The sequence below is a fragment of the Brevundimonas sp. GW822-FHT03E11 genome (assembly GCF_058801445.1).
In genome coordinates this window covers 22,738-48,185 of the sequence record NZ_JBXANG010000005.1, presented here as the reverse complement: position 1 = coordinate 48,185, position 25,448 = coordinate 22,738, and the positions used below count along the sequence as shown (strand labels likewise).

Here is a 25,448-nt window from a genome sequence, read left to right as displayed (position 1 = left end):
CGCCATTAGAAGGACTTGCGGATGCTGGCGTACCACCAGCGGCCGCGGTTGGAATGGACGCTGCCGTTGTAGCCGAACCGGTCGTCGGCCAGCGGCGGGTCCTCGTCGAACAGATTGCGCGCGCCGATCCGGACCCGGGCGCCGTCCAGCGGGCCGCCCTTGTCGAATTCGTATTGGACATAGAGGTTGTGGGTCAGCCACTCGTCCACCACCCAATAGTCGTCGGTATCCACATAGGTGGCGCTGGTGTCGACGAAGTCGGAGACGTAGCTGGTGTACCAGCCTGAGGTCCACTGTCCCAGGTCCCACGTCAGGGACGCGGTGAACTTCCATTCCGGCCGGCCGTTCTGTCCGATCAGGTCTTCCACGCCGCCGACCGTCACGCCCGCGATCGTGCCGTCGGCCAGGGCGTCCAGCAGGATCTGATGCTGTTCGCTGGCCTCCTGATACAGTTTCAGCTTCTGGCTGGCGTTGAGGCTGAGCCGCCAGTCGCCGACCGGGGTGTCGCGCAGCGTGTAGAAGAGGCGGAAATCGAGGCCTTCAGACTCGCGCGGCTGCAGGTTCATGTACTCGTCGGTGATGTACAAGAGGTCGCCGACGGGCGCGAGGCCCGCTGCGGCCGCATCGGCGATCTGCTGGGCGTTGGGCGTATCGCGAACCACATTGGGGTTCGAACTACCCATCTGACGCAGGTAGTAGTCCCTGATCAGTTGGTTCGTACCGCCGAAAATTCCGACCAGATCCTCCTGCCGGATCTTCCAGTAATCGACGGTCAGCGTCAGGTCGCCGAACCGGTCGGACCAGAGTTCGGGTTCGAACACCAGGCCCAGGCTGAGGTTCTCGGAGGTCTCCGCCTTGAGGTCCGTGTTCCCCGACCGTTTTTCGATCCGATCTTCGCTGGTGCAGTAGTCGTTGCTGGTCGTCAGCGTCGGGATTGCGCCGATAGCGAGTTGCACCGCACAGGCGGCGTAATCGCGCCGGCTGTTGGAGCGTTCGAAATCCGGCTGGTGGAGTTGCAGCAGGTTCGGCGCCCGGAAGCCTTCCGACCAGGCGCTGCGGAACATCAGCCAAGGCGTCGGGCGATAGGCCAGCGCGATCTTCGGGGCCCCGACCGTCCCGAACAGGGTGTAGTTCTCCACGCGACCCGCAATCTGGAGGTCGATCGACTGCACCAGCGGGATGTTCATCTCGGGCGAGACGACCGGTACGGCCAGTTCGAGGAAGGCCGAGTAGACGTTGCGGGCGCCCGAGCTGTCCGGGGTGTAGGACACGCCCATCACGTCGCTCTGGGATACGACGCCTGCCAGGTCCGTAAAGGTGATGGTTCCGTCCAGACGCGGGTCGCGATCTTCAGCGAAGGTTTCGCGACGCGCCTCGACCCCCGCCGCCAGGCCCACATGTCCAGCCGGGACCGGATAGAAGTCGCCCTTGGAGACCTTGAAGTCCCACTGCATGAGCTCGGTCTCGGCATAGCGGTAGACCTTGACCATGAAACTGTCGATCGTCTCCTGGTTATTCAAACCCGTCGCACCGTTCTGGGGACTGGTCAGGTCGCCGCCCACAAAGGGATTATAGGCGTCAGGCGTCGTCCTATTGATCGCGTGCTGGAGCAAGGTCATGCTGACCCCGTCCATTTCGTCGGTCGTTTCGGCCTTGCTGTAGAGCAAGGCGCTTTCCCAATCGAAGCCGAAGCGTTCGCCGCGCAGACCGCCCAAATATCGGGTGGTGACGTTCTCGACCTCGACCTCCCGATAGCCGAGATCGGCGAAACGGTAGTCCTGAATCTGGATCGCTGAACCGGTCGTCGGCACCCCGGACAATCCGCTCAGCCGGGCCGTCACGCCCGTGGCGCCGAAAGGATTCCAGTAGGCGGTCGGCGACATGAGGACGCGCTGCGTGTCCAGCGGCGTGTCCTGCTGGCGCTGCGACCAAGTCTCGCCCCAGTAGTAGCTCAGCTCTCCGAAGAACTCGACGCCATTATCGAACTCGTGGTTGATGAAGGTGAACAGATTGGCGCGGTCCACCGCCGAACTGATGGTCCGCATAGAGTCCAGATCATATCGGAGATTGTTGTCCTCGCTCGTCGTCGACAGGGTTGAGTTGTCGAAACAGGTCCCCGTCGTATAGGCGCCGGTGATGCAGCCGGCGTTGGTGCTGGGCTGAACGTGGAAGGTGCCGGCGGTAGATGTCAGGGTCGTTCCGTTGACGCGCGTGGTGGTTCCCGCGTTCTTGTAGGTCGTCGGATCCAGCTTGATGCCCTCAGCCCAGGCCGTGATCGTGCTGTAGGTCCCATAGTCGAGGCCAGAGGCGCGGCCGTTGAAGGCGGCCACCCGTCCCGCGACCGTCGCATAGTCGCGTTCCCAGATGTAGAGCGGATCCCGGGTCAGGTAGCCGCCCATGATTGAGACGTTGGTCTTGCCGTTGTTGAAGTCCCTGCCAGCGTGAAAATCGAAGGAATATTCCTCCATTCCCCCTTCGTCGTGCCCCATGGCGGCCTGGACCGTGAAGCCTTCGAAGTTGTCGCGCAGGACGTTGTTGACGACGCCGGCCACCGCGTCGGTGCCGTAAAGCGCCGCAGCGCCGTCCGCGAGAACCTCGACCCGACGCAGGCCGAATGTCGGGATGGCGTTGGTGTTGACCGTCTGAACTGGCACATAGCCTTCAATCTGCGTACCGGGGTGAGGCACCAATCGCCGGCCGTTCAGCAGTACCAGCGTATTGCCCGTGCCGATCGAACGCAGATCGATCGAAGCCACATCGCCCCGCGCATTGTTGATCCCGCCGTTGTCGCTGTCCGCCTCATTGAAACCGACGTCGCCCATCTGTGCGATGGAGCGGTAAAGATCGTCGCCGTCTGCGGCGCCGATCGCATCCAGATCAGACTGGTCGACGACGGTGACCGGCAGGGCTTCGTTTATGCGTGTCCCCCTGATCCGGCTACCGACGACCACGACCTCTTCGACCTCGGCTGCGCGTCCGTCGCCGGGCGTTCGCTTTTGCAGGATGATGGTCGATCCCTCATGCGAGGCGACGTAGAGGTCGGTGCCGTCAAGCAGGCGGCTGAGCGCGTCTTCGACGTCCATCTGCCCCGAGACGGCGGGTCCGACGCGGCCCGTGAGGTGGCCGGTGGGCGCTGAAATCGTCACGCCCGCCTGACGCGCCAAGTCAGGAATGGCTTGAGCGAGCGGCTGGGCCGCCACATTGAACTGCCTCACCTGAGCAGCGGCCCCATGGGCGGCCACGACAAGCACCCCGCCGGCGACGCCCGCCGCCAGCCAACTCTTCCACGACACCATGAGATCCCCCGATCCGTCTGTCTATGTTCCCCCGGCGCACCGGACATAGACAAGACGGTTCATGGAACAGAAATCCTCCAGCGTCCGGAAAATATTTAACCGTGAAGAAGCTGAATCCGGGTCGAGCTGATTTCCGCGCGGAGGTTCAGACTGCGCGCCGCCGCCCGGGCGAAGGCCGCAGGATCGTTCGCTTCGAACAGGCCGGTGATCTTCATTTCGGCCACGTTCCGATCCGCCAGCAGGATCGGAACGTCGCTGAAACGCGCGAACTCGGCGGCCGCCTGTTCGAGGCTGTCGTTGTGGAACTCGATCTTTCCGTCACGCCAGGCGAGAAGCCGCCCGGTTTGGGGCGCATCGACGAAACGAGGGCTGGTCGCTTCGCCGCCGGCCAGGCTGATCAGCTGGTTGGCGGTCAGGATGTGCGCCCTGTCCCGCCCGACCCGCATATGGACCGATCCCGCCAAGGCGACGATCTCGAGCGGCGCCTGATTCAGCCGCTTCAGCAGGAATGCGCCGTCATAGGTGGTCAGCACCGCGCCCGCAGCCCGCATGACGAACGGCCGCACGGGATCGACGGCCACCTCGAACAGGGCTTCGCCGTACATGAGGACGACTTCCCGCACAGATCGCGTATAGCGGACGCTGACCTGCGACAGGGTGTTGAGCGTGACGACGCTGCCGTCATCCAGCGTTACCGAGCGAATCTCGCCGCGCTGCGTGTCGAGACGTTGAGACCGCCGCCAGTAGGCGGCGGCCAGACCCGTTCCGCTCAACATCGCCACAGCGACGCCCGCCGCCAGCAGAGAGCGTCGCGCGACCATCGGTTGTTCGGCGACGGGTCCGCCTGCCAAGGCCGCCGCTTGTCTGGTATGAACCGCTATGGCGCGGGCGCGGGCGAACGCGCCCAGGCGACGTGGGTCCTCTCCCGCCCAGGCGTCGAATTCTCGCTGATGCGCCGGTGAAAACGGCCCACGATCAAGCCGCGCGGCCCACAGGGCGGCGCGGCGATCGATCTCTTCAGCCGTTTCCGTCTCTGCCATCCGCCCTTCGTCCGATCCGCACGTTTCGCAACCTAGACGCATCTGGAGCATCATATCCTCCATCGGCGTATGCGGCCATCAAGAGGACAAAGGCCTTGGCTATGTGCTTTTCGACGGTGCTTTCCGGGAATCCCGTCTCCCGCGCAATCTCTTTTTGAGAGCGTCCTTGGACCCGACTGAGAATGAAGATGCGGCGTGTCTTATCGGGAAGGCGGTCAATCATTTTCGCGAGAAGCCGAAGTTCGTTTCGGCCCGCGACTTCGTCTTCTGGCGTCACCGCATCTGCCGCCACCTGAAGTCTGTCAATATCTGCGACGGCGTCGAGCGGCACCACGCTCTTCCGTCTTAAGCGATCGACTGCAGCAGACCGGGCCGTGCGAAAAAGATAAGCGCGCACGTTAAGGATGGATCCGACATCCGCGACACCGATCAGTTTCGCGTAGGTTTCCTGCACGATATCATCAACGTCGGCTGGCGATGCCGCCCGGCGCAACCATGCGCGCAGCGCAGGCTCATGCGGCATCACGCTTCGCGCAAGCCAACGCGCTGTGTCTTCTGAAACCCCCATGGCCACAGAGACTGGCACGCGCCTTCACAAGGCAGCAAGCCCGCGATCTCTGAAATCACCCGCACCGGGAGGATGCCCTCCTTTTTTCGGGCGCTGTCGCGCAGTTGTTACAAAGCCGGCGTCGACGGTCGATAAAAACGACCGTCGACGCTCCGTTCGCCTAGGTTCTGGACTCATAAGCCCTGAGCCAGAGGCGGGTCGAGGTCAGCAGGACGGCGGCGAGGATGTCTCTTGCCAGCTTGTCGAAGCGGGTTGCGACGCGGCGGAAGTGCTTGAGGCGGATGTCCCGATCGCAGCGATTTCGACCGGGGCACGGGTGGGCAAGTGCGGATCGAGCGCCAACAACTGGCGCAACTCAAGAGCATAGGCTGAGCATACGTCCTGCAAATCTAGCGCCGTAGTCCTACAGGATCGCATTGGCCGAGCCGGAGCGCCAATGTCGCCCTGTCAGCAACCCCCACCTTCGCCAGAGGTCGCACCCGCATGCCCGCCGCCTCTCACTCCCACTCGATTGCTCGCGCTTGTCTAAGCATCTGTTTGGAATAAGCAATTCGGATCACGCCACACACGGCACCGACTGGCAACCCGACTAATCGCAAGGCCGATGAAAACATTAGACAAATAACCCAATGTAAAAAACGCGTGATCGCGCCATCTTTCGAGATGTATTGACAATCGAAAATCTCGATCAGCAATCGAATCTATCGCGTGCATCTGCCAGCCCTCAGTAGCATGGCGGACCACCCTAGCGAAGTCTGGCCCCTCTAACCCAGCAGGACGCTAGAGTTTTGGCTGTTCGCCTCAAACGGGCTTCGATTGACCACCTACCGTGTCTCGACGGTGAGGTGCTGGATTTCGTGGACGGGCTTCAAGCGCGCTCGGATGGTTGCCGCGGGAACGCTCCCCACAGTCGAGACGATGGCCGCGTGCGCTTCCGGCCCGATCCGCCAAACGTGCAGATCGACGATACGGGCGTCGCCGGGGCCTTCCACCAGCTCCCGAACCTCCTCCGCGACGTGATCGTCGGTCGTGTCGAGCAGGATGGCTCCGGTGTCTCGCATAAGCTCCCAGGACCAGCGTCCGATCACGATCGCCCCGACGATGCCCATCATCGGATCAAGCCAGGTCCAGCCTAGGAAGCGACCGGCCAGCAGAGCAGCAATGGCGAGCACGGACGTCAGGGCGTCGGCCAGGACGTGGACATAGGCTGAGCGCAGATTGTTGTCCTGACTGCGAATCGCCCCGAGAGCGGTCTCGTGGTCATGGTGCGCGTGCTCATGATCGTGATCGTGGTGGTCATGGGCATGATGATGCCCGTGCCCATGACCGTGCCCATGACCGTGCCCGTGCCCGTGCCCGTGCCCGTGTCCATGTCCATGTCCATGTCCATGTCCACCTGACAGCAGAAGGGCGCTGACCACATTTACGGCCAGGCCGACCACGGCGATGATCGTCGCCTCGGTGAAGGCGACCGAGGACGGTTCGAACAGCCGGCGGATGGACTCGACGCCGATGCCGAGCGCGACCAGGCCCAGCACCAGGGCGGACGCGAAGCCGGCCAGGTCTCCGACCTTGCCGGTCCCGAAAGTGAAACGACGGTTGCTGGCGTGACGCTTGGCGTAGGCATAGGCCGCAGCCGCGACGCCGAGCGCGCCGGCATGGGTGGCCATGTGGAAGCCGTCGGCCAGAAGCGCCATCGAACCGGTCCAATAGCCGGCGGCGATTTCACCCAGCATCGTCACGGCGGTGAGGACGACGACCCACATCGTCCGGCGGGCGTTGTCGTCGTGCCCGGCGCCCAAGAAGACATGGTCGTGGGCGAAGGCGTCGAGGTCGCTTGGGGTCGTCATGGTCGTCCTACTTGGAATAGCGGCGGATGGCTTCGATCACATCGTCCGCCGCCTGCTTGCGCTCGGCGTCGGACAGGCCCGGCCTGGCGACGTGTTCCCGCAGGTGTTCCTCGATGACCTCGTCGAGGAGGCCGTTGATGGCTCCGCGCGTCGCCGCGATCAGGTGGAGCAGCGAGGCGCAGTCGTCGCCTTCGCTCAAGGCCCGCTCGATCGCGCCGACCTGACCGGAGATCCGCTTGACCCTTTTGGTCAAAGCCTCGGAGTTCGCTATGTGCATAGGATAGCCCCCTACCCTATCCTAGCACGCCTTGCCAAGTCGCCGCTTCGATCTCGCGCCACCCTACCTGCGCCGGGCTGTCGTCGAGCCCCGACAGGATCGCGCTGACCGGGCCCCGGTTTGCCGGGACCCGGCGGGCTAGATGATTCGACTTTCCGCCGGCGGCGCAGCCAGCGCCCCGGCGAGCGCTTACATCCCCATTGCCGACGCGGCTCGGCCGTACCCCATGACGAGCATCCAAACCGCCATAGCGATCATCATCAGGTTCTCGGTCAGGGACAGGAAGCCGAGCGGCACATTGCTGTCACCCCCGACGCAAGCGCATTTCAACTCGCGCTTGTCGATATAGACGGCCTTGATCACCGAGGCCGCGCCGATGCCTCCGATGAACAGGGCGACCGGCGCGGACAGCCAGGTCAGGACGCCAGCGACCATCAAGGCGCCCGCTCCGAACTCGGCGAATGGATAGACCTTGCCGTAAGGCACCCACCGCTTGGCCAGAAGATCGTAGTTCAGGAACATGGACGAGAAGCTCTCGATGTTCTGAAGCTTCAGCATCGCCAGCGCCATCATGGACAGCGCGATGAACCACTCGCCCGAGCGGACGGTCAGGGGCGTGCCATAGACCGTCAGGCTCAGCATCGCGGCCATGACGGCGGTGGTCAGGAAAACGACCAGAACCGGCGTGTAGGTCGTCGCCTCGGGGTCGCGCACCTTCAGTCCCAGAAAGCGGCGCAGATCGTCGTGGCCGCCGATGCGCTGCCCGTCGATGAAGACCTGGGGCGTGGTCTTCACCCCATGTTCCGCCTTGAAGGCGTCGGTCTGCTCGCGCGTGGTCAGCCAATGGTCTTCGACCTTGTAGCCCCGGCTCCTGAGCAGATGGCGGGCCTTCAGCCCCCAGGGACAGGTGTGGTCAGGCATGACCATACGATAGATGACAGCGGTCTTGGCCATGCCAGTCTCCTTGATCTTCAAATCCGAGCCGCACGTCTTAAGTTCCGTACCATGATACGGAGTCAAGCATGAGTGTTCGAACGATCGCCGGACTGGCGCGAGACGGCGGCGTCGGGGTAGAGACGGTTCGCTTCTACCAACGTCGCGGTCTGCTTCCGACGCCCGACCGCTGGTCGCGCGACGGCGCGGGGTCAGGCGTTCGCCGCTACGGCGAAGAGGATGTACGCCGGCTGAGGTTCATCCGCTCCGCACAGACGGCCGGCTTCACCCTCGACCAGATCAAAGAGCTGTTGTCGCTCGACGCCGGTGAGGATCGCACACGCGCCCGTATGCTGGCGGCCGAGAGGCTGGAGGCCTTGGATCGAACCATCGCCGATCTCGAGGCGGCAAGAGCGGCGTTGCGCCGACTGGCGAGCGCCTGCGCGGCGAGCGACAGCGGACCGTGTCCGATCATTTCCACGCTTCAGGGCGAGCAAGCCTGAACTGGAAGTCCGACGTTTTTAGAACTCAAACTTCGTCCCCACGGCCCTACCCGGCTCGTTCGGCCGCCGACGACGCCGCTCGACGATCACGTCCGGATGTACATGGCTCCGCCTCACTCCCGCTGTCCTCCGGACACATCAAGATTCCTCGTTATCTAGATCGTAGTGAGCTTGGGCCAGCGTATACTAGTGTTGGGTGCGCCTAGAAGCCGATGAGGCCGGCCACGGTGAGGCGGACAGAAGGACGCGGACTTAAAGCACATGGTGCCCGAGATGGGCGCCTCCAGGCTTTCAAGTCGAGACGCGACCGCACCGGACGGCGCGCCGATCAGTTCGGTCGCGATCGTCAAGAATGGCCGGCATAGCTGCTCCTCAGGAGCACAACTGACCGCAGAAGAGTCGCGCCGGTGGCGCTTCAGCGCATATCCGCTTACGCTGGGATGGAAAGATCCAGGAACTGAGGGATGGCGTGCCGGACAGACATCGAGACCTCATCGCGCAATGGCGTGAAGACCCCTCGGCGACCTACCAAACCTGGTTCCTGTGGGATGAACGGCTGAAGAATTTCCGGTCGATCCGCCGGGGCATCGGCCAGGTGGTCGAGGAGATCGAGACGGGCCGCTTCGGTGTCGCCTATCGCGGCTCGTCCCTGGAGACCATCGTCCATTCCGTCGCCGAGCAGCGACAGATCTTCAAGGGCGCCGACCACGCCTTTCTGTGGAAGCCCAAGTTGAGGATCCCCGACATCTACGAGAACCCGGCGAACCAGCGCGCCTTCGGCCGCCTGCTGCATCATTGCAGCGGCTGTTCCACAGCCGACGAGATTCTCTCCGGCATCCGCACGATCGATCAACTCAAGATCAAGGGCCTCGGGCCGGCCGTCGCCAACCTGATCTATTTCCTGCACCCCACGCATGCGCCCCCGTTCAACACCGCCATCGTCAACGGTTACAACGCGATCACCGGCTCGAAGGTGAAGCTCGGCAGCTGGGAACATTATCTGGCCATGCGGGAAGGCCTCCTGGCGCTGAACGCCCGATATCGTGACCTTCTGTCGAACGATCTGGGCGCCCTCGCGGGATTCCTGTTCGATGTCGGCTCCGGGCGGTATCCGGCGCCGCCCCCCGACGGTGACGCGCTTTCGCGCCAGGAGTGGGAGGAACGGCTCGCCCAGGCCCGCGCGGAAGCGGTGAAGTTCGAGAAGGCGACGGCGCAGCAGCGCGAGACGGATCGCACGCACACGGAGATCCAGGCTTGGCTTCGTGATCTGGGACGCGCGCTCGGCTATCGGGTCTGGATCGCCGCCAACGACCGGAGCCGGCTCCATGACGGCGCGCGTCTGGGCGAGGGCTGTCTTGATCAACTTCCGACGGCGCTGGCGAACGGCGCGGGCGCCGAGTCGATCCGTCTGATCGACGTCCTCTGGCTCGACGCCGCGGCGGATCGCGTGGCGGCGGCCTTCGAAGTCGAGCACTCCACCACCATCTATTCCGGCGTGGTGCGCATGCTGGATCTGGCGCTCTCGCGTGAACTCCACACGTCCGCCGGTCTCTTTCTGGTGGCGCCGGACAGCCGGGAAGGCGATGTCCGGGCCCAGCTCCAGCGGCCGGCTTTCAGCCGGATCTCGGACCTGGACGTCCGATATCTGCCCTATGGGGAGTTGGACCGGCACCGGGGATCGATCGCGCGCTTCGGCTCCGACCTGCGAGGCCTGACCGAAATCTCTCACCGCCTGACCTGACCACCCGCCCGCGCCCGGCCGCAACCCGCATCAACTCGAACCGCCCGTCCGCCGAGACGCCCGGAAAGCCTTCAGATCACGCGCTAGGCGGATCCATAGCAGGATGATCCCGGTGATCACGATGCTCAGGGTGAGGAAGGTCGTGATGATGATCAGCGGATGGTTGAAGTTCTCGCCGGTCTTCCAGTCCATGATGTGGAGCCGCCAGAAGAAGTCATAGAACCGCCAGACGCCCGAGCGGCGCGTCACGACCTCTCCGGTGGCCGGCGACAGATAGAAGGTCGTCCGTTCGCGGTCGGCGAAATCGACCCTCCAGAGCGGTCCTGTCCGGCCGGTTTCCTGAGGCGCCGTGGCCAGCAGCACGGCGTCGGACACCTTCGCCTCGCCCTTGTAGCCCGTCCGGGCGAACGCCGAGGCCTCGCCAGCGGACATCGGCCCGAACGGAAGGCCCGTGACGGCGGACACGACGACGGGCTCTCCGTCCGCCGGTTTCAAAGTCCAGGCGGGTCCGCGCGGCGTCGTGCGCAGCTCCGCCTCGACAGGGGCCACGCCCGCGCGACGGGCCACGACGGCGAGGGTCGGAAGAGCTCCAACCTCAAGCAGAGCCGGCTTGAGTTCGGCCGCGCGATGTTCGCTACGCACCGTCTCGATCGGAATGACGGTCATGACCAGACCGCCGCCGACCCAGAACAGAACCTGCAGCCCCACCACGAGGGCGACCCATTTGTGAAGCTGGGTCGACAGCCTGAGAACCTTCATGGAACGAACCCGACTAGCCGTGACGCGCGAAGACGCGTGTGCCGCCGCCCTCGAGGATCAGCAGGGTCTCATAGGGCTCGCGCTGGCCGTCCGGCGTCTCCATGCCCGGCGACCCCAGGGGCATCGCCGGAACCGCCAGGCCCACGGCCTTGGGACGCTCGGCCAGAAGCCGTCTCACGTCCTCGGCCGGCACATGGCCCTCCAGAACATAGCCCCCGATCAGGGCGGTGTGACAGGACGCGAGGGCTTCGGGCACGCCTTGGGTGCTGCGGATCGAGCGGAGACTGGGAAGCTCGCTGATCCGCGCCTCGAAGCCCGCGGCGCGCATGTGATCCACCCAGGCCGTGCAACAGGCGCAGGTCGGCGTCTTGTAGACGGCGAGCTCGTTCGACGCGCGACCGACCGGGGCGCAGGCCGCGACCGCCAGGGCGCCCGTTCCCATGGCGATGAGACTGCGGCGTGCGAGTGGAATGGACTGGGACCCCATGAGACCTCAAGAAAACGATGTGCAAACGGCGCTGACCGTCGCGGTCGCGCTCAGGCCGCCGGACGGAAAGGCCGCGCCGAGGAATGATAGATGTCGAACCTCCACTCGTCACCTCGCTTGCGCAGGACGCTGGTCGCGGCGCCGCGGCGTTCTATGGGAGCTCGCGCGCCGTCCTTGAAGGTGATGTGGTAGGTGTAGGTCTCGCTTACGAAGGCCGTATCGCCATCGACCTCGATCTTCATGTCGTGGTCGCGGAAGTCGAACCCAGCGAGATCGGCGAACTCAGGACCCAGATGGTGCTCCAGATAGTAGGCGAACGATCCCTCCACGCCGCCGTTCTCGAAGATTTCGGAGTCGGACCAGAACAGGGCCGGCGTCTGCGACACATCCATCCGCTCGATGGCGGTCTTGTAGGCGGTGACCACGGCGCGGACCTGTTGTTCGTCCGCGGTCTGGGCCTGCGAGGCGGTGGCGAGGAGAGCGGCGACCGCCAGTCCGGCGAAGGTTGAACGAAACATCGTGGGCGAGGCTCCTGTTTGCCGGCCGCGAAAGGTGTGTCGGACGGGCGTGGGTGAAAAAACGAGAAGGTTGAACGACGGCGCGGCCTTCAGAACATCAGATGTCTCACGCCGTGGGTCAGCATGCCGCCCAAGAGGCCGTTGATCACGACGGCGACGGCGGTGAGCGTCAACAGGCCGATGTAGACTCTCTCGCGCCCGGGCCCCGGCCGGCGGACCCAGTGCTCCTTCGCCCACCAGCTGAGGAGGCCCAGCGCGGCGATCGAAGTGCCGAGCCATCTGTGAGAGGCGTGGGTCGCGTCGTCCCGTCCCGGCATCCCCATGGCGAACCAGCCCAATGCCACTGCGCCGACCGCGGAGATGGCCGCCAAGGCGATGATGACGCGCGTGCCCTGGGTCAGGACCGGACGCCGGAGGGTCAGGGCGGCGATCTCGAGGAGGGCGGCGACGAGGAACAGGGCGATCGGAAAATGCACCGCGGCCGGGTGCATGGCGCCGAGCCAGCGGTACAGGCGCTGCGGCATGGGTTTCGGACCCTCGTCCGCCATCATGGCCCCGTGGTCCATGTCGGCCGCCATGCCGGGCATGGCCGTCATGTCCGATTGCGGCCCCTCGGCGGTCGATGCGGCGCTCTGGCCGCGAACCGCCGGGGCGTCATGATCCTCGTGCGCGATCGCGGGCGCGCTCACCGACAAGGCGAGCGCGAGTCCCAATGCCGGGAAAAATCCGCGTGATGTCATAAACCCTCTCCACTCCTGTCCCTTCTGCTATCTACGCAGCGCGAGGTCCGCCCCCTCGCCCGAGGGATGTCACGGTCTTGGCCGTAGTAGGATGTAGGGGCGCAAGGAGAGTGTTCGATGTCGCTTAAACTGGATGACATTCTGGCCGAGTCCGCGATGACGCCCATCGGCCGGTCGCTCGACGGGCTCGAACCGCTGGTCTGGAGCCGGGTCGAGACGCTTCGCGGCGAAAGACTGGCCACGCAGGTCCGTCTCGGCGCGGTCGCCGTGGCCCTCGCCACCGGTCTGACGGCGGGCGGCGTCGGCGCGGCCGCCGCGCCGAGCCCGCCGGGAGAGATGGCCATCTTCACGGTCGATGCGGGCCTGTCGCCTCTGGTGAGACTGGAAACCGGGCGGTGATGCGCGGCTGGCGCGCGATCGTCCTGACGGCCGTGCTGGCGGCCGTCGCCAGCGGCGCGGGCACCTGGATCAGCGCCAGCTGGGTGCTGAGCCGGCGCGAGCCGCCGTCCCTGCACGACATCGTGCACCACGATCTCAAGCTGTCGCCTGACCAGTTGACGCGCATCGAGGCGGTCGAGGCCCGGTTCGCAGCGCGTCGGCCCGCGCTCGAAGCCGATGTCCGCGCGGCCAACCTCGAGCTGGCGCGCGCGATCGAACAGAGCGACGGCGACGGTCCCCCGGTTCAGGCCGCGGTCGACCATTTCCACGTCGCCATGGGCGCCCTTCAGAAGGAGACGATAGCCCACGTCTTCGAGATGCGGTCGGTGCTGACCCCTGCCCAGGCCGAGGTCTTCGACGACCGCATCGTGGCGGCTCTCGCGCCCGACGAAGGCTAGCGTTCCGGGTGGAGAGTCCAGCGAACCTGTCAGCGCGCGCCGCCGGCGGCGATCGGGCGGCCTTCGGCGCGCTGATGCAGCAGACCAAGACGGCCCTGTTCCGCTTCGTCCGGCGCTATGTCGGCGACGAACAGGATGCGTGGGATCTGTTGCAGGAGACCTATGCGGCGGCGTGGATCAACATCCGCCGCTATGACCCGACCCGGCCCTTCGAAGCCTGGATCCGGACCATAGCGCTCAACAAATGCCGGGACTGGAGCCGCCGCCGGTTCGTCCGACGCCTGATCCGGGGCGACGTCGATCTGGCATCGCCGGAAGCCTTGGCCGTGGCGAACGGCGACGAGCCGGCGGATGAACGGATGGAGGCCGGCGACCGACTCGCCCGTCTGAACGAGGCGATCAGCCTTTTGCCGCCGCATCTCAAGGCCCCGCTGCTGCTCACCGCGATCGAGGGGCGCAGCCAGGCGGAAGCGGCCGAAATTCTCGGCGTGACCGTCAAGACGGTGGAGACGCGCGTGGCGCGCGCCCGTCGCAAGCTGTTCGATGTCCTGGGCGGCGCGGGCGACGTCCCGCCGGCTCCGAAATGACGCGGATGAAGGCCGGACGGCGAGGGCTGCGGCGCTCGCCCGCGTAAACCAGTATGAAGGCGTCGATGGAAATACCTGACCGTCGCCCTCTTATCAGGAGCTTGCCACATGAGATTGCCGATCCTCGCCGCGGCCGCGGCGGTCACCCTGGGCGCCTGCCAGCCCGCCGCCGAGCCTCAACCGGTGGACGCCGAGCCGACGCCGGACGCTTCAGCGATGGCTCCGATGGAAGCCGTGCCGGCCGCAACCCCCGAGTCGACGCCGCCGCAGGCCGCCACGCCCGCCCCTGCCGCATCAACCCCGGCCGCGCCTCCCAAGGCATCGGCGCCCCGCCCGGCCCCCCGGCCCGCGCCCGCGCCAGAGCCGACACCGCCGCCTGCCGATCCGATGGCCGGCCATGACATGTCGAAGATGGACGGCATGACCATGCCGCCCAAACAGTAGTTCGCTTGAAGTCCAGGAGTTTTCGATGAACCGTTCAATACTCGCCCCTCTCGCCGCCCTCGCGGCCCTGGCTCCTCTGTCGGCCGCCCAGGCCCAGAGCCAGTCGCATGCCGGCATGTCGGCGCAGGACCACGCCGCCATGCAGGCGCCGGCCAATGGCGTGGCGACCACTCCGGCGGACAACGCCATGCTGTCCTCCGCCCCGACCACCTTCTCGGCGACTTTCCCGCACGCCATGGTCCTGACGTCCCTTCGTCTGACCGGCGGACCGTCGAACCAGGCGGTCGATGTGGCCGTGTCAGCGGAGACCGCCCCCGCGGTCACGGTCAGCGCGCCGCTTCCGGCCCTCGCGCCCGGCTCCTACGCCGCCGCCTGGACCGCGAAGGGCGCCGACGGCCATCAGATGAACGGCGTTGTCCGTTTCATGGTTCACTGAGGAGGCGGCCTCCCGCCTCCTGAGGGGCCGAAACCGAGGTGGGGAACGCCGCGCGGCTCGCCGCGCGGCGCTTTTCTTGCGCGATCGGATCGTCGATCTGGCGCACCTCGATCGCGGGCGGCTTAAAAGCGACGCGGCGGTATCCCGCACGCCGAACCCTTCATTCACGCTGAGTGTGAAGCGCAGGCAGACAACGCGCCAGGCCCGTCAAGGTCCCGACCACCACGTCGGCGTCCCCGTGACGGGGTTCGGCCTCAAGGGCCCGTTCCGGATCATACAGCACGGTCCGACAGCCCAGAGCCTTGGCCGGACGGATGTCCCATTCGAGGCTGTCGCCGATCACGCAGACCTCGGGGGCCTCGACGGCCAGGGCGGCGAACGCACGCCTGAACGCGTCGGGAAAGGGCTTTCCCACGCCGACTTCGCCCTCGATCTGAATGTGATCGAAATACGGTTCGAGACCGAACCGTTCGATCTTGGCGCGCTGCAACGGTCCGGCGCCGTTGGTGAGAAGCGCGAGGCGATAGCCCGCGTCGCGCAAGTCGAGCAGCAGGGCCTCAGCCCCCGCCTCGAGCCGCATCTCTTCGTCCCGCCGCCGGCTGAAGGCGTCGGCGAGGCTCGAGACCGTTTCGGAAGCCGGTGCGGGATGGCCTTCCCGAAGCAGGGTCTCGAAGGCCACTGTCGCGATGAGGCGCCGCGCGTGTTGTGGGTCGGCGCGACCCAACTCATGACACCGCGGGTCGCGCCAGAACGCCTGCCCGGCCCGCGTCAGCGCCTGCGCCGCGACATCCGGGGCGAGGCCGCCCAACTCGGCTTGCATCGTCAAGCAGACGCTCCGCCAGGCCAGATCCGGCCGGCGGTAGGCCGAGAGTAGGGTGTCGTCGAGGTCGATGACCACGGCCGAGAGGGGCCGCGGCCTCACCGAGACCTCCCCGTCCTTTCCAGCCGCCGAGACCGGGGACGCCGCGCCTCGGCGACGATCCGCGACCGCCTATCGGGGCCAAGGATCAGACGAGGCCCGCCGCCGCCGACCTTCGCTAGAACCACGTCCGGATGCCGACGACGAGGCGCGTGTCTTCCGAGCTTCGCCCATCGGCTTCGAGGAAGTCCGCCGTATTCCCGAAGCTCTTGGTCCATTCCAGGCCGACATAGGGGGCGAACTCCTTGTGGAATTCGTACCGCAGCCGAGCCCCGATCTGGAGCGACGTCAGGCCGGATCCAATCCGGAGCTCGGGGATGTCCTCGGCCGACAGCACGACTTCAGCGCGAGGCTGCACGATCCAGCGGTTGGTGATCCGCTGATCGTATTCGGCCTCCGCCCTCGCCGTGAGTTCACCCTTGTTGGAGAGGAAGGCCGCCGCATCGACCTCGAACCAGTAGGGCGCGAGGCCCTGAACGCCCACGACCAGATCGGTTCGATCGCCCTCCGGACGGTAGGTCTGTCGCAGACCCGTCTGGAAGTCGAAGAAGGGCCGGAACGCCCGGCTGTAAAGGGCCTGGATCTCGGCTTCCTCGACCTCGCCGTCGAAGTCGCCCTCGACTTCCGACTTCCACCAGAAGCGGTTGATGTCGCCGCCGGTCCAGCCCTGCGCGTCCAGCGCGTAGCCTTCTTCGCCGTCTCCGAAACTCGCTTCGAGCTGGTCAATGATCACTGCGGTGGTCCGCACGTCGCCATTCTCGACGCGAAGCTGTTCGCGGGCCGCCGCCATCTCCGCGGGATCGAACAGGGTATCGGCGGCGTGAGCGGGGCCGCTGGTCGCCCCGGGCGGAAGGGGCATTTCCGGAGGGCGTCCCGGGTTGTCCGCGCTGGTCGGCACGTCGGGCGGCATCGCCATGGCCGACATGTCATGACCCGGGGGCATCTGCCCCATGGTCGACATGTCATGTCCCGCCGGCATGGCCGACGCGGGCGCGGTCTGCCGCATCGTCGACATGTCGTGCCCGGCGTGGGGATCCGGCTGAGCGGCGGTGGCCGGCTGTTGGCCGCTCTGCATGGTCGACATGTCATGTCCCGCCGGCATGGCCGGCGCCGGCGCGGTCTGGCCCATCGTCGACATGTCATGTCCGGCGTGGGGATCCGGCTGACCGGCGGCGGCCGGCCGCTGGCCGCTCTGCATGGTCGACATGTCGTGGCCCGCCGGCGTGGCCGGCGCGGGCGCGGTCTGCCGCATCGTCGACATGTCGTGCCCGGCGTGGGGATCCGGCTGACCGGCGGCGGCCGGCTGTTGGCCGCTCTGCATGGTCGACATGTCATGTCCCGCCGGCATGGCCGGCGCGGGCGCGGTCTGGCCCATCGTCGACATGTCGTGCCCGGCGTGGGGATCCGCCGACGCCGGCGCGCGCTCGGGCACGGCGCCGGTCGGGCAGACCGGCGCCCCGGGCGTTCCGACGCGGGACGGATCCGCCGTCGGCGCGCCGCGCCGGACGCAACCGGCGGGCAGCTGGACGGCGGTCTGGACGGCGTTAGCCGCCGCGCCGTGCCCGGCGTGGCTCTGGGCGAACACCGGGCCGGCCGAGGCCGCGAGGAGCAGAGGGACGAGACCCACGGACCGACGGATCATGACGAGGCTCCTGACATCGGGCGGACGGTGACGACGTTGAACATGCCCGCGTGCATGTGCATCAGCATGTGGCAGTGGAAGGCCCAGTCGCCCGGTGCGTCGGCGGTTAGATCGAAGGTCACCTTGCCGCCGGGGGCGACGTTGACGGTATGCTTGAGCGGCTGATGCCCGGCCGGTCCGCCCGTGACCAACTCAAAGAAGTGGCCATGCAGGTGGATTGGGTGAGCCATCATGGTGTCGTTGACGAGGGTCACCCGCACTCGCTCATTGCGCTCGAAACGGATGGGCTCGACCAACTCACTGAACTTGCGGCCGTCGAAGCCCCACATGAACCGCTCCATATTACCGGTCAGGTGGATTTCCATCGTGCGCGACGGGGGGCGCTGGTCCCTGTTGGGGACTAGCGACACCAAGTCGGTATAGACCAGCACCCGGTGCGGGACGTCTTCCAGCCCCATCGGCCGTTCACCCAGGCGATTGGCCGGATCCATGGCGATGGCGTCTACGCCGACGCCAACCGCCATGTCTGGCGGAGCGTTTTCAGGGTCGCGCATGTTCATTCCGCTCATGGACATGCCGCCCATGTCTCCCATCGGAGCCCCGCCTTGCGTCGAGGCTCCATGATCCATGCCGGTCATCGCGCCATGATCCATTCCGGACATGCCGTCCATCGAACCGTGATCCATTCCGCCCATGCCCATGTCGCGCATGGTCAGATTAGGAACCTCCCGAAGCGGCGGGACCTCGGCCGTCATGCCCAGACGCGGCGCCAGGGTCGCCCGGCCCATGCCTGAGCGGTCGATCGCCTCGGACACGATTGTGTAGGCACGATCTTCCGTCGGCCGGACGATGACGTCGTAGGTCTCCGCCACCGAAATCTGGAACTCATCGGTCTCGACCGGGCGCACGTTCTCGCCGTCGGCCTGGACCACGGTCATCGACAGGCCGGGGATGCGGACGTTGAAGATCGACATGGCCGAGGCGTTGATGATGCGCAGCCGCACCCGTTCGCCGGGTCGGAACAGGCCGGTCCAGTTCTCCTGCGGGCCGTGTCCATTGATCAGATAGGTGTAGGTCGTCCCATTCACGTCGAGGATGTCGCGCGGGTCCATCCGCATCTGGCCCCACATGCGCCGTTCCTCCAGGCTCATGCGGTCCTCGCCGGAGAAGAGGCCCGCCAGGGTCGTGCGCTGCCGGTTGAAGTAGCCGGGGCTCTTCTTCAGCTTGTCGAGGATTTCGTGCGGATGCATGAAACTCCAGTCCGACAGGACCAGCACATGCTCGCGGTCGTAGGCGACCGGATCGGCGCCGGCCGGATCGATGACGATCGGCCCGTAGTGGCCGAGCGCCTCCTGCAGGCCGGAGTGGCTGTGATACCAGAAGGTGCCGGACTGCCTGATCGGAAACTCGTAGACGAAGGTCTCGCGCGGCTTGATGCCTGGGAAGCTGATCCCGGGCACCCCGTCCATCTGGAAGGGTAGAAGAATCCCATGCCAGTGGATCGAGGTGTCTTCGTCCAGGGTGTTCGTCACCGCCAGACGGACGTTCTGGCCTTCGCGCAGCCGCAACACCGGCGCCGGCAGCACGCCGTTGATGGTCGTGGCCGTCGCGGTGCGCCCGTTCACGGTGAAGGGCGTCTGACCGATGGTCAGATCGATATTCGGCCCAGTCAGGGTAGGCAGGTCCGACCGCAGCCCCGGCGAGCCCGTCTGCGCCCAGGCGGGCATCAGGCCCTGCAAGGCGGCGAGACCGCCGCCCGCGACGGCGCCGCGCAGCAGCAGTCGACGATCCAGCTTCATAAGATACTCCTCAAAGTCAGAACCGTGCCTCGGCGAGGCGACGATCTATATGGTTTTACGCAGGCGACCCGGTCGGCCCTCGCGACACGCTGCCGCAGAGCCGACCGGGCCGGAAACTCCCGTCGCCTAGCGCTGGATCAGCGCCTCGCCAGGATGGCTTTCATCTGGGCGATCTCCCTCTCCTGGGAGCTGACGATCTCCTCGCACAGACCCAGCACTTCCGGATCCGTCAGCGAGGCCTGCTGACACATCAGGATGGCGCCGGAATGGTGCGGGATCATCGATTTCAAGAACTCGGTGTCGCCCACCGCCGCCTGGGTCCGCATGCCGTAAAAGCTCACCGCGAACACCAGGGCGGCGGCTCCGCCGATCAGAAGGTTGGTCCGTTTCGACGGATACATCGATCGCATAAAGATCAGCATGAGGATGGCCATCGGCGACACCATCATCAGCGTCATGTAGACGTTGTTGAGGTTGAAATAGAAGTGATTGAGGGACGCGATCATCGTGTACATCACCAGGTACATGATGATGAAATCCACGATGAGCTCGACGCCGAAGGAACGGTAGCTCCCCTTCATCGAGTCCATCGTCTTCATCTTTGAGTCCATCGTCTTCATCTTTTCCATGGATCGGTCCTTTCGCGACAACGCTCTTCAATCACATTCCGATCGCCAATCAGGCAGCGCCGGCCGGATGGGAGTCCAGCCAGGCGCGCAACTCGGCGATGTCGGCGGTCTGCATCTCGATCGTTATCTGCGCCATGCGCCGGATGTCGGCGTCCTGACTTTCGCGCAACACCACCTGGGCCATGTCGAGGGCGCCCTGGTGATGCGCGATCATCTTGCGAGCCCAGGTCTGGTCCGTGTCGGCCCCGGTCGCGGCCATCATGGCGTCCTTCATCTCGGCCTCGGCCGTCGCGTATGGATTTTCCGCGCTTCCGCCTGGAGCCGCCGCGCCGGCGGCGGCGCCCACGTTCGTTTCAAGCCAGCGCCGCAGCTCGGCGATGTCGCCGGGCTGCATCTCGATGGTCTTCTGGGCCATGCGACGGATATCCGCGTCCTGTGTGTCCCTCAGCACGATCTCGGACATGTCCAGCGCGCCCTGGTGGTGAGGGATCATCTTGCGGGCCCATGTCTCGCCCGCATCCGCGCCCATGGCGGACATCATGGCCTCGTGCATCTTGGCCTCGGCGGCGGAGAACGGAGTCTGCGCCATGGCCATCGGCTCCTGCGTCTGAGCCGAGGCTTCGGCCTCCGTGTTCGCCGGCGGTTCCGCCGACGGGCTGCAGGCCGCCAGAACGAGAGCGGAACAGCCGGCGACCAGGAGAGACGTGCGGGTGAAAGTCGGGATGAGCATAGGGCGTCTCCGCTTGAGGGGGTCGCCGGCGGATCGCCGGACGGCCAGACGAACGATGCGTCCGACAACGCTGCGGCGGGTGCGAGTTTGGTCCCTTGCCCCGACTGCCCACGCCGGACATCGTCCAGCGTAATCCAGCCCCGGCGCCACGGTTCCGCCGTGATTAAATATTCCCGAACGCCGTTGGATCAGGCGAGGGATCGGTCGCCGGAATGCGTATTGGCGCCCCCCGCGGCTCTCGTCTGCGACGGCTTTCTGGCCAGGGGACATCCATCAGAGTCGGACGGCCCGGAGCCGCAGCGCGTTGGCGATAACACTGACGGAGGACAGGGCCATCGCCAACGCCGCCAGGGCCGGCGACAACAGAAGGCCGAAGACCGGGTAGAGCAGTCCCGCCGCGATCGGAATGCCGAGGGTGTTGTAACCGAAGGCGAAGACCAGGTTCTGGCGGATGTTGCTCATCACCGCACGGGACAGTTTGCGCGCCCGGACGAGGCCCTGGAGATCGCCGCCGAGAAGGGTGACCCCGGCGCTCTCGATCGCGACGTCCGAGCCGGCGCCCATGGCCACCCCCACGTCGGCGGCGGCCAGGGCCGGGGCGTCGTTCACACCGTCTCCGGCCATGGCGACGATCCGACCCTCCGCTCTCAGCCGCTCGACGACCGCCGCCTTGTCCTGGGGCAGAACCTCGGCCTGAACGTCGTCTATGCCGAGCTGGCGCGCCACCGCCTCGGCCGTTGTGCGGTTGTCGCCGGTCATCATCACCAGACGCAGCCCCGACGCCTTCAGATCGCGGATGGCCTCGGCGGTCGTCGCCTTGACTGGATCGGCGATGCCCAGCACGCCGCCCGCAGCCCCGTCCACGGCGACGAAGATGGCGGTCGCGCCGTCTTGGCGAAGCGTATCGGCCCCGGCTTCCAGAGGCCCGACGTCGACGCCGATCTCGGCCAGATAACGGCTGTTGCCGAGCGCCACGCGGCGGCCGTCGACGACCCCGGTGACGCCGCGCCCGACGGGGCTGTCGAAGTCCGACGCCTCGGACAGAACCAGATTTTGGTCGCTCGCCGCCCGAACGACGGCGTCCGCCAGCGGATGCTCGCTGCTCCGCTCAAGACTGGCGGAAAGTCTCAGAAGCTCGGCCTCGTCGAACCCATCGGCTGGCCGGACGGCCGTCACCGAGGGGCGCCCCTCCGTCAGGGTGCCGGTTTTGTCGAGCACCAGGGTGTCCACCTTCTCGAAGCGCTCCAGCGCCTCGGCGTTCTTGATGAGCACCCCGGCGTGAGCGCCGCGCCCCACCCCGACCATGATGGAGATCGGCGTGGCCAAGCCCAGGGCGCACGGACAGGCGATGATCAGCACGGAGACCGCTGCGACGAGGGCGTAGGACAGCCGCGGTTCGGGGCCGGCCAGGCCCCAGACGATCGCGGCGAGAACGGCGATCCCGATCACGGCCGGAACGAACCAGCCCGACACCTTGTCGGCCAGCCGCTGGATCGGCGCGCGGCTGCGTTGGGCCTGCGCCACCATCTGGACGATCTGCGCCAGGAGGGTGTCGGCGCCCACCTTGTCGGCTCGCATGACGAACGAGCCGGTCTTGTTGAGCGACCCGGCGACGACCTTGTCGCCGACGTCCTTGGTCACCGGCATGGATTCACCCGTGACGAGGGACTCGTCGAGGGTGACCCGGCCGTCCAGGATCTCTCCGTCGACCGCCACCTTCTCGCCGGGACGGACGCGCAGCCGGTCTCCCACAGCGACCTGATCGAGGGTGACGTCCTCGTCGCCGCCGTCGTCGCGGACGCGCCGCGCGGTCTTCGGGGCGAGGTCCAGCAGGGCCCTGATGGCCCCCGACGTCTGTTCGCGCGCCCGAAGCTCCAGGATCTGGCCGACCATCACCAGGACGGTGATGATGGCCGCCGCCTCGAAATAGACCGGCGCGCTGCCGTCCATCCGCCGGACCGCCGCCGGGAACAGATGCGGCGCCAGAACCGCGACCACGCTGTAGATCCAGGCCGCACCAACGCCGATGGCGATCAGGGTGAACATGTTGAGGCTGCGATTGCGGATGGATGCCCAGCCCCTCTGGAAGAACGGCCAGCCGGACCACAGCACGACCGGCGTCGCCAGGGCGAACTGGATCCAGTTGGAGGTCTGTCCGGGTATCCGCATCGCCAGCCCGGTCAGATGGCCGCCCATTTCAAGCGCGAAGACCGGCAGCGTCAGAACCGCGCCGATCCACAGGCGACGGGTGAAGTCGATCAGTTCGTGATTGACCGGAGCCTCGGCGGTGACGGTCTCCGGCTCCAGCGCCATGCCGCAGATCGGACAGGAGCCAGGTCCCTCCTGGCGCACCTCGGGATGCATCGGACAGGTGTAGATCGCACCGGGCGTGACGGGAGCCGGTTCGGGCCGCTCGCCGAGATAGCGATCCGGATCGTCCACGAATTTGGTCCGGCAGCCCGCCGAACAGAAGACATACTCCTCCCCCTCGTGGGTGGCCCGATGCGCCGTGGTCGCCGGATCGACGGTCATGCCGCAAACCGGATCGATCGCCTGCGCGGCGTCCCGAGGCGTCTTGTTCGAACAGCAGCCGTGACCGGCGGGATGGGAATGGGATGACGTAGCCATGACGGCTCCTCGGACGACCTCACTGCCAAATATACCCCACGGGGGGTATCGCGCAAGGTGTGACGGTGAGGTAGGATCGAACGGTCGGAACGAGGAACAGGATGCAGACCGATATCAAGCCGAAGGTGTTGAACCGCCTGAGCCGCATAGAGGGGCAGGTGCGTGGCCTTTCCAGAATGGTCGAGGAGGACCGCTACTGCATCGACGTCCTGACCCAGCTCCAGGCCGTTCGGGCGGCGCTGTCGCGCGTCGAGAGCGAGGTCTTGAAGGACCACATGGATCACTGCGTCATGGGCGCGATCGCGGGTGACGATCTCGCCGACCGCAAGGCCAAGGCGACCGAACTGATCGAACTTCTGGGCCGCGCTTCCCGCTAGCCGGGGACCGACTCTCGGCGTCCGGTCGCCAGGCCCGGCGGTCGGCCTGGACATCCTCTCGTTCGGCTGAGGGACATGGACGCTTCACGTCTCGGGGGCCGGCCCTCACCCAGAGCCGCAGCGGTCCAGGCTGGCAAACCGGCTGAGGGCATGCCGAGCCGCGAGCCAGACTTGGACGTCCCGTATGACCGGCCGGCACCGTCTGGCGTCGCGCATGAGGGATGTTCCCGCCCGATGCGTATCTCAATATGGCGGCGGTGCTGATCCGCCGCCCTTGGGGGGCCATCGCGAATGACATCCGTACCGCCGACCCGAGACGGCTATCCCGCCGATCTCAGGGCCCTGACCAGTCTGCGCGCGTTCCTCGCCTTGGGGGTGGTGCTGTTCCACTATCAGCTCCAATGGGATCCGGCCCTGGGCTTCAGCCCGATCATCGAGCGAAGCCGGCTGGCGGTGGACGCCTTCTTCATGCTGTCGGGCTTCATTCTGGCGCACGTCTACGGTCCAGCCTTCGCGAGCGGCGGTTTCAATTACCGGCGTTTCATCGTCGCCAGGCTGGCGCGGCTTTATCCCCTGCACATCGCGGTTCTGACGGGCGCCTTGATAATGGTCCTGGGCGCGACCGCCGCAGGCGTTCGGTTCAACGCCGAGGGCTATGGGGTGCTGGGCTTCTTCCAGACGCTGTTTCTCATCCAATCGTGGTTTCCTACCAACGGAGAGGTGAACTGGAGCGGCCCGAGCTGGTCGTTGTCTGCCGAGTGGTTCGCCTACCTATTGTTCCCCGCCTACGCCTGGCTGGCCCTGCGTCTGCGGACGCGGCCCTGGGTGCTGCTGGGGATCGGGGCCGCGGCGTTCGTCGTCCTCGACGCCTTCTACGTCCAGGCGTTCGGCAAGGTTCTTCCGCGAGCCGAGGACTCGCTCGGCATTCTCCGGATCGCCCCGGAATTCCTGGTCGGCATGGCGCTTTACGGGCTGGGCCATCGCTGGCGCTGGAGCCCGCCCGTGGCCGCCGCGGCCGCCCTGTCCACGACCGGCCTGCTGCTGGGCGCGATGCAGCTATCACTGGACGATCGCATCATCGTCGCCCTCGCCGCCCCCGTGATTCTGACTTGGTCCCTGCTCGCGCGGGCGGATTGCGAGGGCCCCCTCGCCGCCCCGGGCCTTGTCTTCGCCGGAGAAGCGTCCTTCGCCCTCTATCTGGTGCACATGCCGGTGATCGTGGCCTGGAAGGGCGTCGTGGCCGAACTGCGCGGCGTCGACAGCACCTTCCGCATCACGCCGGTCGAACTGATCGGATTGTTCATCGCCACGGCCCTGATGGCGGCCGCGCTGCATCTGCTCGTCGAGAAGCCCGGCAGAAACTGGATCCGACGTCGTTTCGACGGGCGTCGCGCCGCGCGCGATCCTGCCGCCCTCACCCAGCCGGAGCCCTAGGCCCCGGCGACCGCTGAGCCGACCCGTTTCTTCGATCCGGCCAACAGCCGGGTGGTGGCGACCTCGAACGCCGACGCCCTGCCGACCGGCGTTCGGGTCTATAACGCCTTCTACCCCCTGCACGCCAGTTCGGTTGGCGGCTGGCTCTATGGCGCGGTGACGGCGCTCTGCGGCGTCGCAATGGCGGGCCTGGGAGGCGTCGGCGCCTGGGCCTACCTCGGAAAACCCCGACGCCGCTCGCCTCGGTCCTGACCGACCCGCTGAGGACGGGCGCA

At 66.4% G+C, this 25,448-nt stretch carries 27 protein-coding genes and 1 pseudogene; 10 read left to right on the top strand and 18 right to left on the bottom strand.

The window, feature by feature from the left end; genetic code table 11:
• Positions 1 to 5: 5 nt before the first annotated feature.
• From AC1RKE_RS10035 to AC1RKE_RS10005, 7 genes and pseudogenes are all read right to left on the bottom strand, one after another.
• Positions 6 to 3,296, bottom strand: coding sequence for a TonB-dependent receptor (locus tag AC1RKE_RS10035; RefSeq protein WP_395942263.1), 3,291 nt, complete (start codon positions 3,294 to 3,296; stop codon positions 6 to 8).
• A gap of 95 nt (positions 3,297 to 3,391) precedes the next feature.
• Positions 3,392 to 4,336, bottom strand: coding sequence for a FecR family protein (locus tag AC1RKE_RS10030; RefSeq protein ID WP_191555439.1), 945 nt, complete (start codon positions 4,334 to 4,336; stop codon positions 3,392 to 3,394).
• A complete protein-coding gene (locus tag AC1RKE_RS10025; RefSeq protein WP_182713699.1) occupies positions 4,314 to 4,859 on the bottom strand; it encodes an RNA polymerase sigma factor in 546 nt (181 codons plus the stop codon). Before AC1RKE_RS10025 ends, AC1RKE_RS10030 begins: the two co-directional genes overlap by 23 nt.
• 205 nt (positions 4,860 to 5,064) lie before the next feature.
• Positions 5,065 to 5,184, bottom strand: a pseudogene (locus AC1RKE_RS10020) (IS5/IS1182 family transposase); the annotation flags it as partial.
• A gap of 544 nt (positions 5,185 to 5,728) precedes the next feature.
• Complete coding sequence (gene dmeF / locus AC1RKE_RS10015; protein ID WP_348683441.1) at positions 5,729 to 6,754, bottom strand: CDF family Co(II)/Ni(II) efflux transporter DmeF; 1,026 nt, start codon at positions 6,752 to 6,754, stop codon at positions 5,729 to 5,731.
• Positions 6,755 to 6,761: 7 nt separating this feature from the next.
• Entirely contained in the window at positions 6,762 to 7,031 is a 270-nt protein-coding gene (locus tag AC1RKE_RS10010; protein WP_174086260.1) for a metal/formaldehyde-sensitive transcriptional repressor, read from the bottom strand.
• Between the two features lie 189 nt (positions 7,032 to 7,220).
• The gene (locus tag AC1RKE_RS10005; protein WP_174086261.1) at positions 7,221 to 7,985 is read right to left on the bottom strand and encodes a MauE/DoxX family redox-associated membrane protein; all 765 of its coding nucleotides are present in this window, start codon (positions 7,983 to 7,985) and stop codon (positions 7,221 to 7,223) included.
• A gap of 68 nt (positions 7,986 to 8,053) precedes the next feature.
• Between AC1RKE_RS10005 and AC1RKE_RS10000 the strand changes: the two genes are divergently transcribed.
• The gene (locus AC1RKE_RS10000; RefSeq protein WP_174086262.1) at positions 8,054 to 8,467 is read left to right on the top strand and encodes a MerR family transcriptional regulator; all 414 of its coding nucleotides are present in this window, start codon (positions 8,054 to 8,056) and stop codon (positions 8,465 to 8,467) included.
• A gap of 430 nt (positions 8,468 to 8,897) precedes the next feature.
• Here the strand turns inward: AC1RKE_RS10000 and AC1RKE_RS09995 are convergent, their stop codons facing one another.
• On the bottom strand, positions 8,898 to 9,176 hold the full coding sequence (locus AC1RKE_RS09995; protein WP_254607400.1) for a hypothetical protein: 279 nt from the start codon (positions 9,174 to 9,176) through the stop codon (positions 8,898 to 8,900).
• A 21-nt stretch (positions 9,177 to 9,197) separates the two neighbouring features.
• On the opposite strand from AC1RKE_RS09995, the gene AC1RKE_RS09990 reads away from it, so the two are divergent.
• A complete protein-coding gene (locus AC1RKE_RS09990; protein ID WP_348683438.1) occupies positions 9,198 to 10,208 on the top strand; it encodes a type II restriction enzyme NmeDI-related protein in 1,011 nt (336 codons plus the stop codon).
• Positions 10,209 to 10,238: 30 nt separating this feature from the next.
• Here AC1RKE_RS09990 and AC1RKE_RS09985 read toward each other — a convergent pair whose 3' ends face one another.
• The 4 genes from AC1RKE_RS09985 to AC1RKE_RS09970 all read right to left on the bottom strand — a co-directional run bounded on the left by AC1RKE_RS09985 (position 10,239) and on the right by AC1RKE_RS09970 (position 12,661).
• Positions 10,239 to 10,967: a PepSY domain-containing protein gene (locus tag AC1RKE_RS09985; protein ID WP_066551051.1), complete on the bottom strand. Its 729-nt coding sequence runs from the start codon at positions 10,965 to 10,967 to the stop codon at positions 10,239 to 10,241.
• Between the two features lie 13 nt (positions 10,968 to 10,980).
• The gene (locus AC1RKE_RS09980; protein WP_348683435.1) at positions 10,981 to 11,454 is read right to left on the bottom strand and encodes a DUF411 domain-containing protein; all 474 of its coding nucleotides are present in this window, start codon (positions 11,452 to 11,454) and stop codon (positions 10,981 to 10,983) included.
• 50 nt (positions 11,455 to 11,504) lie between these two features.
• Complete coding sequence (locus tag AC1RKE_RS09975; protein ID WP_054765336.1) at positions 11,505 to 11,972, bottom strand: YybH family protein; 468 nt, start codon at positions 11,970 to 11,972, stop codon at positions 11,505 to 11,507.
• Between the two features lie 89 nt (positions 11,973 to 12,061).
• Entirely contained in the window at positions 12,062 to 12,661 is a 600-nt protein-coding gene (locus tag AC1RKE_RS09970; RefSeq protein ID WP_191555438.1) for a DUF2231 domain-containing protein, read from the bottom strand.
• A 168-nt stretch (positions 12,662 to 12,829) separates the two neighbouring features.
• Between AC1RKE_RS09970 and AC1RKE_RS09965 the strand changes: the two genes are divergently transcribed.
• From AC1RKE_RS09965 to AC1RKE_RS09945, 5 genes are all read left to right on the top strand, one after another.
• Positions 12,830 to 13,111, top strand: a complete 282-nt coding sequence (locus tag AC1RKE_RS09965; protein ID WP_066551049.1) for a hypothetical protein — start codon at positions 12,830 to 12,832, stop codon at positions 13,109 to 13,111.
• The gene (locus tag AC1RKE_RS09960; RefSeq protein ID WP_054765334.1) at positions 13,111 to 13,548 is read left to right on the top strand and encodes a Spy/CpxP family protein refolding chaperone; all 438 of its coding nucleotides are present in this window, start codon (positions 13,111 to 13,113) and stop codon (positions 13,546 to 13,548) included. The genes AC1RKE_RS09965 and AC1RKE_RS09960 overlap by 1 nt, the downstream gene beginning before the upstream one ends.
• Positions 13,549 to 13,556: 8 nt before the next feature.
• The gene (locus AC1RKE_RS09955; RefSeq protein WP_054765333.1) at positions 13,557 to 14,135 is read left to right on the top strand and encodes an RNA polymerase sigma factor; all 579 of its coding nucleotides are present in this window, start codon (positions 13,557 to 13,559) and stop codon (positions 14,133 to 14,135) included.
• Positions 14,136 to 14,243: 108 nt separating this feature from the next.
• A complete protein-coding gene (locus tag AC1RKE_RS09950; RefSeq protein WP_054765332.1) occupies positions 14,244 to 14,579 on the top strand; it encodes a hypothetical protein in 336 nt (111 codons plus the stop codon).
• Positions 14,580 to 14,604: 25 nt separating this feature from the next.
• On the top strand, positions 14,605 to 15,015 hold the full coding sequence (locus AC1RKE_RS09945) for a copper resistance CopC family protein (protein ID WP_054765331.1): 411 nt from the start codon (positions 14,605 to 14,607) through the stop codon (positions 15,013 to 15,015).
• A 160-nt stretch (positions 15,016 to 15,175) separates the two neighbouring features.
• On the opposite strand, the gene AC1RKE_RS09940 is transcribed toward AC1RKE_RS09945, so the two are convergent.
• The 6 genes from AC1RKE_RS09940 to AC1RKE_RS09915 all read right to left on the bottom strand — a co-directional run bounded on the left by AC1RKE_RS09940 (position 15,176) and on the right by AC1RKE_RS09915 (position 23,362).
• On the bottom strand, positions 15,176 to 15,913 hold the full coding sequence (locus AC1RKE_RS09940) for an HAD family hydrolase (RefSeq protein WP_174086266.1): 738 nt from the start codon (positions 15,911 to 15,913) through the stop codon (positions 15,176 to 15,178).
• Between the two features lie 139 nt (positions 15,914 to 16,052).
• Positions 16,053 to 17,576: a copper resistance protein B gene (locus tag AC1RKE_RS09935; RefSeq protein WP_224761375.1), complete on the bottom strand. Its 1,524-nt coding sequence runs from the start codon at positions 17,574 to 17,576 to the stop codon at positions 16,053 to 16,055.
• Positions 17,573 to 19,375: a copper resistance system multicopper oxidase gene (locus AC1RKE_RS09930; protein ID WP_348684802.1), complete on the bottom strand. Its 1,803-nt coding sequence runs from the start codon at positions 19,373 to 19,375 to the stop codon at positions 17,573 to 17,575. The genes AC1RKE_RS09935 and AC1RKE_RS09930 overlap by 4 nt, the downstream gene beginning before the upstream one ends.
• Positions 19,376 to 19,512: 137 nt before the next feature.
• Positions 19,513 to 20,004, bottom strand: a complete 492-nt coding sequence (locus AC1RKE_RS09925; RefSeq protein WP_224761373.1) for a DUF305 domain-containing protein — start codon at positions 20,002 to 20,004, stop codon at positions 19,513 to 19,515.
• 49 nt (positions 20,005 to 20,053) lie between these two features.
• A complete protein-coding gene (locus AC1RKE_RS09920) occupies positions 20,054 to 20,734 on the bottom strand; it encodes a DUF305 domain-containing protein (protein WP_395942339.1) in 681 nt (226 codons plus the stop codon).
• Positions 20,735 to 21,007: 273 nt separating this feature from the next.
• The gene (locus AC1RKE_RS09915) at positions 21,008 to 23,362 is read right to left on the bottom strand and encodes a heavy metal translocating P-type ATPase (protein ID WP_395942338.1); all 2,355 of its coding nucleotides are present in this window, start codon (positions 23,360 to 23,362) and stop codon (positions 21,008 to 21,010) included.
• Between the two features lie 101 nt (positions 23,363 to 23,463).
• Here AC1RKE_RS09915 and AC1RKE_RS09910 point away from each other — a divergent pair, with 101 nt between their 5' ends.
• The 3 genes from AC1RKE_RS09910 (at position 23,464) to AC1RKE_RS09900 (ending at position 25,425) form a co-directional block, all read left to right on the top strand.
• Positions 23,464 to 23,739, top strand: a complete 276-nt coding sequence (locus AC1RKE_RS09910) for a metal-sensitive transcriptional regulator (RefSeq protein ID WP_348685386.1) — start codon at positions 23,464 to 23,466, stop codon at positions 23,737 to 23,739.
• A 291-nt stretch (positions 23,740 to 24,030) separates the two neighbouring features.
• A complete protein-coding gene (locus AC1RKE_RS09905) occupies positions 24,031 to 25,173 on the top strand; it encodes an acyltransferase family protein (protein WP_492896946.1) in 1,143 nt (380 codons plus the stop codon).
• 54 nt (positions 25,174 to 25,227) lie between these two features.
• Positions 25,228 to 25,425, top strand: coding sequence for a hypothetical protein (locus AC1RKE_RS09900; RefSeq protein WP_348684544.1), 198 nt, complete (start codon positions 25,228 to 25,230; stop codon positions 25,423 to 25,425).
• Positions 25,426 to 25,448 lie beyond the last annotated feature (23 nt).

Coding starts and splice junctions, on each gene's coding strand:
- AC1RKE_RS09935 (WP_224761375.1), bottom strand. CDS start 17,576: ATGATCCGTCGGTCCGTGGGTCTCGTCCCTCTGCTCCTCGCGGCCTCG.
- AC1RKE_RS10030 (WP_191555439.1), bottom strand. CDS start 4,336: ATGGCAGAGACGGAAACGGCTGAAGAGATCGATCGCCGCGCCGCCCTG.
- AC1RKE_RS09965 (WP_066551049.1), top strand. CDS start 12,830: ATGTCGCTTAAACTGGATGACATTCTGGCCGAGTCCGCGATGACGCCC.
- AC1RKE_RS10010 (WP_174086260.1), bottom strand. CDS start 7,031: ATGCACATAGCGAACTCCGAGGCTTTGACCAAAAGGGTCAAGCGGATC.
- AC1RKE_RS09975 (WP_054765336.1), bottom strand. CDS start 11,972: ATGTTTCGTTCAACCTTCGCCGGACTGGCGGTCGCCGCTCTCCTCGCC.
- AC1RKE_RS09910 (WP_348685386.1), top strand. CDS start 23,464: ATGCAGACCGATATCAAGCCGAAGGTGTTGAACCGCCTGAGCCGCATA.
- dmeF (WP_348683441.1), bottom strand. CDS start 6,754: ATGACGACCCCAAGCGACCTCGACGCCTTCGCCCACGACCATGTCTTC.
- AC1RKE_RS10025 (WP_182713699.1), bottom strand. CDS start 4,859: ATGCCGCATGAGCCTGCGCTGCGCGCATGGTTGCGCCGGGCGGCATCG.
- AC1RKE_RS10000 (WP_174086262.1), top strand. CDS start 8,054: ATGAGTGTTCGAACGATCGCCGGACTGGCGCGAGACGGCGGCGTCGGG.
- AC1RKE_RS09945 (WP_054765331.1), top strand. CDS start 14,605: ATGAACCGTTCAATACTCGCCCCTCTCGCCGCCCTCGCGGCCCTGGCT.
- AC1RKE_RS09920 (WP_395942339.1), bottom strand. CDS start 20,734: ATGCTCATCCCGACTTTCACCCGCACGTCTCTCCTGGTCGCCGGCTGT.
- AC1RKE_RS09925 (WP_224761373.1), bottom strand. CDS start 20,004: ATGGAAAAGATGAAGACGATGGACTCAAAGATGAAGACGATGGACTCG.
- AC1RKE_RS10035 (WP_395942263.1), bottom strand. CDS start 3,296: ATGGTGTCGTGGAAGAGTTGGCTGGCGGCGGGCGTCGCCGGCGGGGTG.
- AC1RKE_RS10005 (WP_174086261.1), bottom strand. CDS start 7,985: ATGGCCAAGACCGCTGTCATCTATCGTATGGTCATGCCTGACCACACC.
- AC1RKE_RS09905 (WP_492896946.1), top strand. CDS start 24,031: ATGACATCCGTACCGCCGACCCGAGACGGCTATCCCGCCGATCTCAGG.
- AC1RKE_RS09930 (WP_348684802.1), bottom strand. CDS start 19,375: ATGAAGCTGGATCGTCGACTGCTGCTGCGCGGCGCCGTCGCGGGCGGC.
- AC1RKE_RS09950 (WP_054765332.1), top strand. CDS start 14,244: ATGAGATTGCCGATCCTCGCCGCGGCCGCGGCGGTCACCCTGGGCGCC.
- AC1RKE_RS09980 (WP_348683435.1), bottom strand. CDS start 11,454: ATGGGGTCCCAGTCCATTCCACTCGCACGCCGCAGTCTCATCGCCATG.
- AC1RKE_RS09985 (WP_066551051.1), bottom strand. CDS start 10,967: ATGAAGGTTCTCAGGCTGTCGACCCAGCTTCACAAATGGGTCGCCCTC.
- AC1RKE_RS09960 (WP_054765334.1), top strand. CDS start 13,111: ATGCGCGGCTGGCGCGCGATCGTCCTGACGGCCGTGCTGGCGGCCGTC.
- AC1RKE_RS09915 (WP_395942338.1), bottom strand. CDS start 23,362: ATGGCTACGTCATCCCATTCCCATCCCGCCGGTCACGGCTGCTGTTCG.